The sequence below is a fragment of the Chitinophaga jiangningensis genome, assembly GCF_900142605.1.
In the GTDB taxonomy this organism is placed as follows: domain Bacteria; phylum Bacteroidota; class Bacteroidia; order Chitinophagales; family Chitinophagaceae; genus Chitinophaga; species Chitinophaga jiangningensis.
In genome coordinates, this window is record NZ_FRBL01000007.1 from 1 (window position 1) to 12030 (window position 12030).

Sequence of the window (12030 nt, forward strand, 5' to 3'; positions counted from 1 at the left end):
ACTCTCCATTGTAAAGAAGTTTTGATACTGACTAATTTCTCTCGAAATCAATCGGATCATTAATTATGTTTAGCTGTAAACATTACCTGTGTTTTGAATCAAACTATCACTAATTTGATTCGTGCTGTTGTTTCCAATCTTTCAAAGAACTTTCACTAATTACTTAGTGTGTTGTTAATGTAGGAGATCCGATCTCTGTGCCCTTTCGGCGTACATTTCAGTATTTCAATTCCGACAATCGCTTTTCGTTTATCGCCCCGTTATCGTTGGGGTTGCAAAGGTAATCAACTTTTTATTTCTTCCAAATTTTTCTTTAAATTTTTCTGAATTTATTTTCCACTTTCTTCTTTCTGAAACGCTGCATTGGCAATGCATCCGAAAGATTATTTATCAAGTGAAAAATCAAGTTGTTGCCGTGTCGTGAAGAACTTTTATTTGTGTGCTTTCTATCAAAGCGGGCTGCAAAGGTAAGCGGATTTTTTAATCTGCCAACTTTTTCTTCTCCCCAAAACAAACAAAAATGCCAAAACCCTTTACAGTAAAAGGTTTTGGCATAATATTTTTTTTCAGTACTACTTAGAAAACGGCTGTAATAACCCCTCCGGATACTTCACTTTCATCAAAAACAACCCCTGCCCAGGTACCGCGAAGTCCGCATTAGAACAATCCTTACTCTCTATCACCTGCCTGAACTGCTCCATCGTCAGCTTCCCCCTACCTACACGTAACATAGTACCAACAAGGCCCCGCACCATTCCACGCAGAAAACGGTTCGCAGTAACGTTATAGACTAAACGATCCGGACTAATGCTCCAGCGCGACTCCTCTATCTTACATATAAAAGTCCTTACCTGGGTATTACGTTTGGAAAAAGTCGTAAAATCACTATACTCCATAATCACACGGGCCGCCTCATGCAGGGCATCTGCGTCCATCTTATACGGGAAGAAATAACCCCTGTCCTGCATAAACGGGTCCTTATGCGTGTACAACGTGTATTCATAAGACCTACCCAAAGCATCAAAACGGCTATGTGCTGTTTCCGGCACTTCATACACCTGGCGCAACACCACGTCGGGCGGTAAAATAGCATTAATCTTATATACAAACTGAGGATGCAAAGGCAGGTCCGTATCAAAATGAAGGAAGTTCTGCTGCGCATTAACACCGGCATCTGTTCTGCTACTGCCCGTAGTTACAATCGGGTTACGAAACAGGATACCCAGCGCCCTGTCGATCTCGGACTGCACGGTATGCGAATTCTCCTGCACCTGAAAACCGCTGTATGCGGACCCTTTGTATGCTACCTCAATAAAGTATCTTTTCATATGGCGCGAAGGTAATACGAAATATGATCTTATTTGATCAGGATGACACCTTCGGTGTCATCCTGGGGGAGCCTCGCTGCGCGAGGCAGACTGCCGGAATACCTATGCATCCGGGAATTCCTTAAAAGCACAAGGGATAGCGTGCTGACGCTATCCCTTGTATCCACTTAAAGTGGTGCTAATTATTTATGCAACATAGCCTTGAAACGGCCTTTGTAATAATTATCCGTTAACACCGATTCCAGCGAACCGTACTTCTCGGTATCATATGTTTTGCTATAGGCCATATCCAGCAGGCGATAGCGGGCATCCTCCCCTACTACCAGCTGCGCCAGCGTTTTGATCTGGGAAGTTTCCATACAATAGTTACGGGTTTGTTTGCGGAAAACATCCAGCATACCGTCGTCGGAGCTGGAGCTCACAAACTTACGGAGCAGCTTCTTGAAAGTACCTTCATCCATGATATTACCGCAATCGCTGTTGATCAGACGTGCGCTGGCTGCCGGCTTATCTTCCGTAGCTTCGGCTACTTCTTCTGTTTTCTTTTTCCTTTTGGGAGATACCGGCTCCGCCTCCACAGCAACTCCTTCAGTCACGGCTACAGGTACAGCTTCTTCCGCGGTGGCATTTTTACGCCTTCTCTTTTTGGAGGCGCTCTCCTCCGGCTGATCGTAAATAGCCACACCATAACCGCTGGTGTCAGTAACGATTTCGCCTGTACGAATATCTGTTTCCTGTTTTTTCTTTTTCTTTTTGGGAGATGTTACCTCTTCTGCTGCTACAGGGACTTCTACCGGCACAGCGGCTGCGGCTGCAGGCTTAGCTTCTTCCTGGAAATCGATGAAGTCAGGATTATTCTCTTTTTTCTTATTGCGACGCGATTTCTTTGATTCACCTTCTTCACCGGCCTTTGCCACATCAGCAGCGGCGGCTTCGCTGGCGGCGGTACGACTCTCTTCCGCCATTACCTCTGCCAGGATAGCTTTTTCCTCATCGGTGAGTGGTGCACGCTCCAGCTTCTCTTTCACCTCGTTCATCGGCTTCTTTACGGAAGGCTTAGGCGCGGCAGCGGCAACTTCTTCCTGAATAACCTCTTCCCTGTCGTCCCCACTGACCACTACCTTATCCAGCGCCGAGGCAAAGCCATTGCCAGACTTAGCAGGCTTTTTAGCCGGACCGGTGATAGTAGCGGTGCTGCCTAGCGCGGTTTCCAGGTCGCCCTGCATTTTGGTCAGCGTTTCCTTTGCCGTATCGGTGGTTTCAGCCACCGCTGTTTCCGGCTCTTCTTCTTTCTTAGTTTCACCGGCAGCCAGCAACAGGTTATCGGATTTCAGCTCCCGGAAAGTTTGGAGGTTATACAGCGTATAAGCATTGGCTGTAGCCTTTTTCAGGAGGAAACCCTGGTCTTTCTGACCTACCTTCAGGTCAAAATGCTGCTCAGGAGCTTCATTTTTAGGAAATCCCACGGTGATAGGCGTGGTGCCGTTATTCAGCTTAGGCAGAATAAGGTAGCCGCGCTCGGAGGAACTGAGCACCTGGCCATTATGTTTTACGTAAAAAGGCTGCCCCTTTTCACTCTGGATATACACGTAATAGTGCTGGCGCTGTTCGTTCTGTGCCCGTAAAACGGTACCGAACAACAGGCAGACACACACAGCGAAAACTGTCCTGTAATTAAAAAGCATACTTATTGAATGGTATAAAAACTCTCCTGAACAAATATTATTCCAGTACGATCAGTACTTCCCCCTTTTCCACTGCAGTACGCTCTGAAACTTTGATTTCCCTGACGATAGCATCAGCGGCAGATTTGAAAACATTCTCCATCTTCATGGCTTCCAGTATTAATACCGGATCACCTTTCTTAATTGCCTGGCCTGGTTCTACCAGTACTTTCAGCACCAGTCCCGGCATGGGGGCTTTAATATCATTTACCTTTTTAGCCATGGCATCTTTGATACCCATGGCGGCCAGCAGCTGATCTATTGGTTCTTCTATGGTTACTTCGTACTGCTGCTGATTTATTTGCAATAATACGGTTTTTGCCTCTTTATCCACTTTAATTACCTGGGCCTGGTAACTAAAGCCGTCCATAATAACGCTGTAATCGCCACCGGGAAGCTGTATGGCAGACCAGTCCACCTTTTGTCCATCCGCAGTGATTTCCTGCTCCTTATTGACGGTAAATGTGCTTTTACCATTCACTATTGCTTTGATCATGATAATTCTGTTTTAGGCCCTATCTGTAACAAAAATAGCATTTTTAACCACTTACCTCATTTTTAACCCATTTGTTTAAATTTGACCCACTTTACTGGAAAGTAAAGCAGATATTCACACAAAACTATATTGCATGAATCAACATTTGAAGCTGTCTGTGTTTGGACTGCTGCTCGGCGGAGCTGCCTGCCTGGGATTTGGCCCACAAGCCAGCGCCCAGACGGCGAAATTAACCCCTGAAGATTCCCTACTTAAGATCTATCGCGCTTCTGCCACCAAAATTAATGACCTGGTCCATACCAAGCTGGATGTGAGCTTTGACTATGCCAAATGCTATCTCTATGGAAAGGCATGGATTACCCTTAAACCACATTTTTATAATACCGACTCCCTCACCCTCGATGCCAAAGGCATGGATATCAAGGAAGTAGCACTGGTGCAGAACGGGAAAAACCTGCCTTTAAAATATACTTACGACAATATGCAGCTGCATATTGACCTGAATAAAACCTACACCGCCAACGACAAGTACACGGTGTATATCAGCTATACGGCTAAGCCCAATGAGCTGAAAGTAAAGGGCAGCGCCGCCATCTCCGATGCCAAAGGCCTGTACTTCATCAATCCTGACGGGAAAGATCCGAAGAAACCTATCCAGATATGGACACAGGGCGAAACGGAGAGTTCTTCCGTATGGTTCCCTACCATCGATAAAACCAATCAGAAAACAACGCAGGAACTCAGCATGACGGTGGACAAGAAATATGTTACCCTCTCCAACGGCAAGCTGGTAAGCCAGAAGCAGAATGCCAACGGCACCCGTACTGATACCTGGAAAATGGACCTGCCACACTCTCCATACCTGTTTATGATGGCAGTAGGCGACTACGCCATCGTGAAAGATTCCTGGAAAGGCAAGGAAGTGAGTTACTATGTGGAAAAGCCGTTTGAGAAGTACGCCCGCAACATCTTTGGCAACACCCCGGAGATGCTCACCTTCTACTCTAAGATGCTGAATTACGAATATCCATGGGTGAAATACGCACAGATCACCGGTCGGGATTACGTTTCCGGCGCCATGGAAAACACCACCGCCACCCTGCATGGCGAGTTCCTCCAGAAAACAGACAGAGAGCTGCTGGACAACAATAACTACAATGAAAACGTGATTGCCCACGAACTGTTTCACCACTGGTTCGGGGATCTGGTAACCGCCGAATCATGGAGTAATCTCACAGTAAATGAGTCATTCGCGGATTATAGCGAATACCTCTGGCTGGAACATAAGTACGGCAAGGACGCTGCTGACGAGCACCTGCTCGACAATGGCAACCAGTATATGCAAATGGTGCAATACAGCGGGGATAAGCACCTGGTGCGTTTCCACTATGTTGACAAAGAAGATATGTTTGACCAGATCACCTACCAGAAAGGTGGTTGCATCCTGCACATGCTGCGTAATGCAGTAGGCGATTCGGCTTTCTTCAAGTCCCTGAATCTCTACCTGAAAACAAATGCATTTAAATCCACTGAAGCCCACCAGCTGCGCCTGGCGGTAGAAGAGGTAACCGGCCAGGATATGAACTGGTTCTTTAACCAGTGGTATTTCGGGGAGGGCATGCCTCAGCTGGACATCAGCTATAAATATGCACCAGGTAAAGTAACGGTACTGCTGCAACAGATTCAGAAAGACGAGAAAGTATGGCAGCTGCCAATGGCTATTGATGTGTATGAAGGCGGTAAAAAAACGCGTCACCAGGTATTTATGCAAAACAGGATTGATTCATTCACCTTTAACGTGAGTGGCAAACCTGATCTGGTAAATGTAGATGCGGATAAAGTATTACTGGCTAAAAAAGACGACCACCGCGACTTCAGCACTTATGCTTATCAATATGCCCATGTGGATAACTACCTGGACAGACGAATGGCCATTGAAGAAGCTACCGACTTACAATCCGGCAATCCGGAAGCGTTGAAGGTAATGCAGGCTGCCCTGAAAGATAAGTATCACGGTTTGCGTGTGCTGGCCATTGACGGGCTCAAGTTTGGAAATGAAGCCATCAAAGCTGCTACCATTAAGGAGGTAGAAAATATAGCGAAAACTGACAAGAATGCCCTCGCCCGTGCAGCAGCCATTAAAAAGCTGGGCTCACTGAAGGATCAACAGTTTCTGCCACTGTTTGAAGCGGCGATCAAAGATCCTTCCTATGGCGTAGAAGGTGCGGCGCTGGAAGCACTCGGACAACTGGATACTGAAAAAGCGTACCAGGCAGCTAAAACCCTGCAGAACGATGCGAAAGGTAAGCTGATCAACTCCATCACCCTGTTGTTTGCAAAGAAAGGCAGCATTGATGACCTGGATTTTATTGCGAAAAAATTTGAAGAAACCGGTGGCCAGGATAAATTAAATGCCGCTTTTGACTACCTTGGCTTCCTGTCAAAAATCAACAATACACCAGCGGTGACCAAAGGTGTGGACCAGGTACAGGCGATGACCGAGCAGTTTAAAAACGCGCAGGTGAATAAATATATCGCTAACTGGCTGGAAGAAATTGCGCAGGCGAAGAGTGAATCTGCTATCCGAGCAACCGGAGCAGATAAGGAAGCACTGCAACAGCAGGCTGCTTATATGAGAGAGAAAGCGAAAGTGATTAAGGATAGTAAAGGCGAGTAAACTCGCTGGTAAAATTACAAAAGCCCGTATGCCAGAGGCATACGGGCTTTTGTTTTAAATCGCCAGGGGCGATTTAAAACCTGCTATTTATCAATCGCTACTAACCGTTTCAGTGTTTTACTCCAGCGCCATGGGCTTGTTTTGAGTCGCACCCCACCGAGCCAGCGATGTTCCATGGAGGTATAGTCAATATAATTCTCTTCATTTTCCAGCACTTCTATCCCCAGGGAGGTAATGCGCAGCATCTGATCGTCGCGTTCGAGTACGCCTGTTCTGCTCATGCGGCTGATCATGATATCAAGCTGGAAGTCGCCGAAGCCGTATATGGGCATTGTATCCCAGAATAATTTATAGAGGTCGTACCAGCGGTAGCTGCCCATGCGGAGTCGTTGCAGGAAAAATTCCTGGATGACATTGAGTCCGTTATCCGTATTGGGAAACCGGGGCAGGTGTGCAGCGATGGCGGTGTTCAGGTGTTTGAGATTGCCGGTATTCATGCGGGAAAAGAGTTCCAGTGCCTGTGGGGTATCGAGGCAGAAGGCGTCCCAGGCGTCGTCGGCCATTTCCAGATCTGCGGGGGTGAGTAATACACGGGAGTTCATGTATTGATCAAATGCGGATATGTCCGGGTGCCGGGGGAAATCGACCAGGGAGATGGGTGGAAGTTCTTTAAACCGGATGCTGATGAGGTGAATAATGAAGAGGAGGTTAAACTGGCAGAATACGTCGTAATCGAACCAGAGGATGATTTCAGATGGGGAGGAACCGGAGGGTTTGATTTTCTCCAGTTCCTGCACCACCTGTGTATGGTAAGATTGTTTATCGATACCGTAATGAAATTCGAGGTGTTTGGCCCTGCTTGCGAAGAATTCTTCGGGGTCTTTGGTATACTTCACTTTGCCTTCGCACATCACTTCCCTGCAAACGACGGGTTCACCGGGCAGCTTACTTTGCCGGAACAAGGTAAGGGAAGCATCTCCATTCAAGACGTGCAGGTAAGACGACATAACAATTTTATTTTAGGTAGATTACCAGCTGCCGCTGGCGCCGCCGCCGCCTCCTGAGCCTCCTCCGAAGCCACCGAAGCCGCCGCCACCACCGCCACCGGACCAACCGCCGCCACCGCCGCCGCCGAAGCCACCCATACCACCGATTACCGGCCATATCCAGCCTCCTCTGCGGTTGTAAGTGGTACCACGGCCACCGCCGCCGGATCCACCACCGCCTCTTCCGAGGAAGGAGATGATAAGGACGATCATGATAATGATGATGAAGAGCACACCAGGGCTGATACCTGGTTCACTCTTCCGGGGATTTGCCTTGTATTCCCCTTTCATGGCTTTGATGATGCTGGTAGTAGCGTCATCGAGGCCCTGATAGTAGTGACCGTCGCGGAAAGCAGGCTTGATGTCCTGGCTGATAATCTGATTAGCTAATGCATCAGGAAGTGCCCCTTCAGCTCCATATCCGGTTTCTATCCTGATCTTTCTGTCATTTACAGCAACAAGTATCAGTATACCATTGTTCTTGCCTTTGGTACCAATTCCCCAGTCGCGGAGAATCTTCAGTGACACCTGGCTGATATCGTATTCCCCTACAGATTTGATGATAACTACAGCAATCTGTGTGGAAGTACTATCATTGTATGCCACCAATTTGCGTTCCAAAGCATCATCTTCTTCACGGAGGAGTACGCCGGCGAAGTCATTCACCAGTGTGGGAGGATTGGGTCTGGGTGGGATATTCTGCGCATTGGCCAGCAGTCCCGTCAGCAGTAAAAGTCCCGGTAGGAACCAACGTAATATCCTCATTGTATACAGCTAAAAACGTTTTAAAAGCGTGGACCCAGGCTATTTGCCGAAGACGATATCGTCTGGCAGTTCGTTGCCGTCGCCGGCTTCGTGTGGGAAGTGTGTACGGAGGGATTCCCCAATTTCGCGGATACATTCTTCGATACCTTCGATGATGTGAGCGTCTTTGAAGTGAGTGAGCAGGAGGTTGGCTTCTTTTACCCAGAAGTCGTTTCCTACCTTATCGTGGATTCCCTGGTCCCCGAGGATGGCAAACTGCCTGTCTTTTATGGCCACGTATAACAATACACCATTGCGTTGTTTGGTTTTCTCCATGCCGAGGGAGAGAAATGCTTCTCTGGCGCGGTCCATGGGGTCTACGTACTGGCAATGGCTTTCTACAAAAAGTCTGATTTCTCCGGAGGTGAGTCTTTCCGCCACCCGGATTGCCTGCACAAGTCTGTTCTTCTCCGACTCTGAAAAAATTTCTTTTCGTTTAAAAGGGAAAATCCGCATTGATGAAGGATTTATCGGAGAGATTATCCCCGCTTTGTGGCGGGGACTTCTCAATTATTTCTGCAAATATTAGAACTGAACTTTCGGTGCGTCTTTGGCGCCTTCGTCGGCGGTGAAGTAACCTTTTGCCTTGAAACCGGTGATACCGGCTACGAGGTTGTTAGGGAAGGTACGGATAGCGCTGTTATAACCGTTCACGGCATCGTTGAAGTCGTTACGGGCTACGTTGATCCTGTTTTCAGTGCCTTCCAGCTGCACCTGCAGGTCGCGGAAGTTCTGGTTTGCTTTCAGGTCAGGATAAGCTTCTGATACGGCGAGCAGGCGACCTAAAGCCTGTGACAGCTGGCCCTGCGCAGCCTGGTACTGCTGGATTTTTTCAGGGGACAGATCGTCCACGTTTACGTTAACACGGGTAGCGCTGGCGCGTGCTTCCATTACTTTGGTCAGCGTTTCAGTTTCGAAGTTGGCAGCTCCTTTAACGGTGGCAACCAGGTTGGGGATCAGGTCCGCACGGCGCTGATAAGCGCTTTGTACAGCACCCCATTTATTTTTCACATTTTCATCCTGCTTAACCATTCCGTTGTATTTACCACAACCGAACATTACCAAAAGTGCTAGTACAATAAGTACAATAATACCTGTTCTCATCTGAGTTAGAATTTAATTGTTTATAGGTTGCCGGACTATGTACAAAACTTATTCCTGTTTTGCCTGAGGCCGGTGTAAGTAGTTAATTCTCCGGTGAAAGCTGCAAAAATGGCGGTAAACGTCCCAATTGCGCCGGTACCCGGATGAAGGTAAAGAAAGTTACTAAAAGTGTAACGGAATGCGAAACGATAAATTTTAAAAAAAGTTCATCCATAGATTGAAAATTTCATGTCAAAACAGTATGTTTATACGTACCTTTACACCGCGGTGCGACTGCTAAAACGGCAGCGTTGCCACGAATAATGAATGGGACAGAGTCGATTACTAAATCGTTTTTTACGTTTCATTGTTTCTAACTCATTTATTATTACTAACTTGGATCTAAGTCTTCTTAAATGAGTGCGCAACACATTACCATACTCTATATCGATGATGAAGTTCACAATCTGAATGCATTTAAGGCTTCCTTCAGAAGGCTGTATAATGTGTTCACGGCAACTTCTGCGGAAGAAGCAGAGAAGCTGTTGAAGGAGCAGGAATTTCATATCATCATTTCCGATCAGCGCATGCCCAAAATGACCGGAATCGAATTTTTCGAGTCTATTCTGGAACGTTACCCTGAACCAATCCGTATGCTGCTTACCGGCTACGCAGACATCAATGCTGTAGTAGATGCCATTAACAAAGGGCAGGTATACAAGTACTTCTCCAAACCCTGGAACGAGGAAGAGCTGAAACATAACATCGAAAAAGCTTTTGAAGTCTACTCTCTCCGTAAAGAAAACAAGGAGCTGACTGCCAAGCTGCTGGATGTGAATGAAAAGCTGGAGTTCCTCGTACGACAGAAATTAATCTCCTAACCGGATTTTCAGCGATGTAACCAAAATCCTTAACTTGCACCCTTTGTGAAACTTAACTTCCTCAATCATGCAAGTTTGGAAAGATTACCAGGCACAGAATAAAGACCGATTCCTGGACGAATTGCTGGCATTGTTGCGCATTCCTTCCGTGAGTGCTGATTCCCGCTATAATAAAGACGTTCAGCAATGTGCTGAAGAAGTGAAACAACGCCTTGTAGAAGCAGGCGCTGAAAATGTGGAGGTATGCCCTACTGCAGGACATCCGATTGTATATGGTGAAAAAATCATAGATCCTTCTCTCCCAACCGTACTGGTATACGGCCACTACGATGTACAGCCGGCCGACCCGCTGGAACTCTGGCACAGTGGTCCTTTTGAACCGGTTATCAAAGATGGTAATATCTACGCCCGCGGCAGTGCTGATGATAAAGGACAGTTCTACATGCACGTGAAGGCTTTTGAAACCATGCAGAAAACCAATTCCATCCCTTGTAACATCAAATTCATGATCGAAGGGGAAGAAGAGGTGGGCTCTGCTAACCTTGGCATCTTCCTGAAAGAAAATAAAGAACGCCTGAAAGCAGATGTAGTACTGATTTCAGATACTTCCATGATCAGCCTGGAAGACCCAAGCATCGATACAGGTTTACGTGGACTGGCCTACATGGAAGTAGAAGTAACCGGCCCTAACCGCGACCTGCACAGTGGCGTTTACGGTGGTGCTGTAGCCAACCCGGCTACCATCCTGGCTCAAATGATTGCCAGCCTGCACGATGAGAACAACCACATCACCATCCCCGGCTTCTATGATAAAGTACAGGAACTTTCCGCAGAAGACAGAGCCGCCCTCAACGCAGCTCCGTTTGACCTGGAAGAATTCAAGAAAGACCTGGGCATCAACGACGTTTGGGGTGAAAAAGGTTACTCCACCATCGAAAGAACCGGTATCCGCCCAACAGTGGAAGTAAACGGTATCTGGGGTGGCTACACCGGCGAAGGCTCCAAAACCGTACTGCCTTCCAAGGCTTACGCTAAAATCAGCATGCGCCTGGTGCCCGATCAGGACTGGCACGAAATCTCCGATCTGTTTACCAAACACTTTGAAGCGATTGCACCTAAGAGCGTAACCGTAAAAGTAACCAAACACCACGGCGGCAGCCCGTATGTAACACCTACGGACTCCGTGGCATTCAAGGCGGCACAACAAGCCATCAATGCTACCTTCGGTAAAGAACCAATCCCGGTGCGCGGCGGTGGTAGTATTCCTATTGTAGCACTGTTTGAGTCCGTACTGGGACTGAAAACCGTGCTGATGGGCTTTGGTCTGGACAGCGACAACCTGCACTCTCCTAACGAGAAATATGGTTTGGCTAACTTCTACAAAGGGATCGAAACAATCCCTTACTTCCACAAATACTTTGCGGAACTGAGCAAGTAGTCATACCCGAATTTTTTAGTGTTGGTCCGGTCCGCCCATGGCAGATCGGACCAATCTTTTTAATTTCACACTATGAGTACCAACGAAAAAATCAGAGTAGATAAATATCTGTGGGCCATCAGGGTATTCAAAACCCGTAGCCAGGCCGCAGATGCATGCGATGGCGGTAAAGTAAAAATGAACGGTAACTCCGTAAAAGCCGCCAAACCCGTAGCTGTAGGAGATAAATTTGAGATCAAAACAGAAGCACGCAAGTGGATCATTGAAGTTACCGGATTGATTTCCAACAGAGTAGCTTACAGTGAGGCCGTAAAATACTATGTGGATAACACACCCGAGGAGGATAAATCAGGGACCAACTTTATGCCCAGCGTATTCCAGACGGGTAAGCGCCAGAGTAAAATCGGCCGCCCTACCAAAAAAGAGCGCCGTGAGCTGGATGATTTCATGGGCAATCCAGAGGATTAAACCCCTTAAAAGCCCTTGCAACCCCTTACTTTACAGAAAATTAAAAATTCTCGCATTTGCGTAGTAATTTTGCCAACTAAATAAT

At 47.2% G+C, this 12030-nt stretch carries 11 protein-coding genes; 4 read left to right on the forward strand and 7 right to left on the reverse strand.

The window, feature by feature from the left end; all coding sequences use genetic code 11:
• Positions 1-572 precede the first annotated feature (572 nt).
• The 3 genes from truA to BUB18_RS30150 form a co-directional block, all read right to left on the reverse strand.
• Entirely contained in the window at positions 573-1328 is a 756-nt protein-coding gene (gene truA, locus BUB18_RS18165) for a tRNA pseudouridine(38-40) synthase TruA (RefSeq protein WP_073083878.1), read from the reverse strand.
• Between the two features lie 182 nt (positions 1329-1510).
• Positions 1511-3013, reverse strand: coding sequence for a proline and serine-rich protein 1 family protein (locus BUB18_RS18170; protein WP_083550253.1), 1503 nt, complete (start codon positions 3011-3013; stop codon positions 1511-1513).
• Between the two features lie 37 nt (positions 3014-3050).
• Complete coding sequence (locus tag BUB18_RS30150) at positions 3051-3548, reverse strand: biotin/lipoyl-containing protein (RefSeq protein WP_073083882.1); 498 nt, start codon at positions 3546-3548, stop codon at positions 3051-3053.
• Positions 3549-3681: 133 nt separating this feature from the next.
• On the opposite strand from BUB18_RS30150, the gene BUB18_RS18180 reads away from it, so the two are divergent.
• Positions 3682-6225, forward strand: a complete 2544-nt coding sequence (locus BUB18_RS18180) for a M1 family aminopeptidase (RefSeq protein WP_073083884.1) — start codon at positions 3682-3684, stop codon at positions 6223-6225.
• Between the two features lie 83 nt (positions 6226-6308).
• On the opposite strand, the gene BUB18_RS18185 is transcribed toward BUB18_RS18180, so the two are convergent.
• The 4 genes from BUB18_RS18185 to BUB18_RS18200 all read right to left on the reverse strand — a co-directional run bounded on the left by BUB18_RS18185 (position 6309) and on the right by BUB18_RS18200 (position 9179).
• Entirely contained in the window at positions 6309-7232 is a 924-nt protein-coding gene (locus BUB18_RS18185) for a hypothetical protein (protein WP_073083886.1), read from the reverse strand.
• Positions 7233-7253: 21 nt separating this feature from the next.
• Positions 7254-8036, reverse strand: coding sequence for a TPM domain-containing protein (locus tag BUB18_RS30110; protein ID WP_073083888.1), 783 nt, complete (start codon positions 8034-8036; stop codon positions 7254-7256).
• A 39-nt stretch (positions 8037-8075) separates the two neighbouring features.
• Positions 8076-8531: a TPM domain-containing protein gene (locus BUB18_RS18195; RefSeq protein ID WP_073083890.1), complete on the reverse strand. Its 456-nt coding sequence runs from the start codon at positions 8529-8531 to the stop codon at positions 8076-8078.
• Positions 8532-8600: 69 nt separating this feature from the next.
• A complete protein-coding gene (locus BUB18_RS18200; RefSeq protein WP_073083892.1) occupies positions 8601-9179 on the reverse strand; it encodes a LemA family protein in 579 nt (192 codons plus the stop codon).
• 395 nt (positions 9180-9574) lie between these two features.
• On the opposite strand from BUB18_RS18200, the gene BUB18_RS18205 reads away from it, so the two are divergent.
• The 3 genes from BUB18_RS18205 (at position 9575) to BUB18_RS18215 (ending at position 11945) form a co-directional block, all read left to right on the forward strand.
• The gene (locus tag BUB18_RS18205) at positions 9575-10039 is read left to right on the forward strand and encodes a response regulator (RefSeq protein WP_073083894.1); all 465 of its coding nucleotides are present in this window, start codon (positions 9575-9577) and stop codon (positions 10037-10039) included.
• A gap of 67 nt (positions 10040-10106) precedes the next feature.
• Complete coding sequence (locus tag BUB18_RS18210; protein ID WP_073083896.1) at positions 10107-11477, forward strand: dipeptidase; 1371 nt, start codon at positions 10107-10109, stop codon at positions 11475-11477.
• 72 nt (positions 11478-11549) lie between these two features.
• A complete protein-coding gene (locus BUB18_RS18215; protein ID WP_073083897.1) occupies positions 11550-11945 on the forward strand; it encodes an RNA-binding S4 domain-containing protein in 396 nt (131 codons plus the stop codon).
• The last annotated feature ends 85 nt before the right edge of the window (positions 11946-12030 follow it).

Coding starts and splice junctions, on each gene's coding strand:
- truA (WP_073083878.1), bottom strand. CDS start 1,328: ATGAAAAGATACTTTATTGAGGTAGCATACAAAGGGTCCGCATACAGC.
- BUB18_RS18170 (WP_083550253.1), bottom strand. CDS start 3,013: ATGCTTTTTAATTACAGGACAGTTTTCGCTGTGTGTGTCTGCCTGTTG.
- BUB18_RS30150 (WP_073083882.1), bottom strand. CDS start 3,548: ATGATCAAAGCAATAGTGAATGGTAAAAGCACATTTACCGTCAATAAG.
- BUB18_RS18180 (WP_073083884.1), top strand. CDS start 3,682: ATGAATCAACATTTGAAGCTGTCTGTGTTTGGACTGCTGCTCGGCGGA.
- BUB18_RS18185 (WP_073083886.1), bottom strand. CDS start 7,232: ATGTCGTCTTACCTGCACGTCTTGAATGGAGATGCTTCCCTTACCTTG.
- BUB18_RS30110 (WP_073083888.1), bottom strand. CDS start 8,036: ATGAGGATATTACGTTGGTTCCTACCGGGACTTTTACTGCTGACGGGA.
- BUB18_RS18195 (WP_073083890.1), bottom strand. CDS start 8,531: ATGCGGATTTTCCCTTTTAAACGAAAAGAAATTTTTTCAGAGTCGGAG.
- BUB18_RS18200 (WP_073083892.1), bottom strand. CDS start 9,179: ATGAGAACAGGTATTATTGTACTTATTGTACTAGCACTTTTGGTAATG.
- BUB18_RS18205 (WP_073083894.1), top strand. CDS start 9,575: ATGAGTGCGCAACACATTACCATACTCTATATCGATGATGAAGTTCAC.
- BUB18_RS18210 (WP_073083896.1), top strand. CDS start 10,107: ATGCAAGTTTGGAAAGATTACCAGGCACAGAATAAAGACCGATTCCTG.
- BUB18_RS18215 (WP_073083897.1), top strand. CDS start 11,550: ATGAGTACCAACGAAAAAATCAGAGTAGATAAATATCTGTGGGCCATC.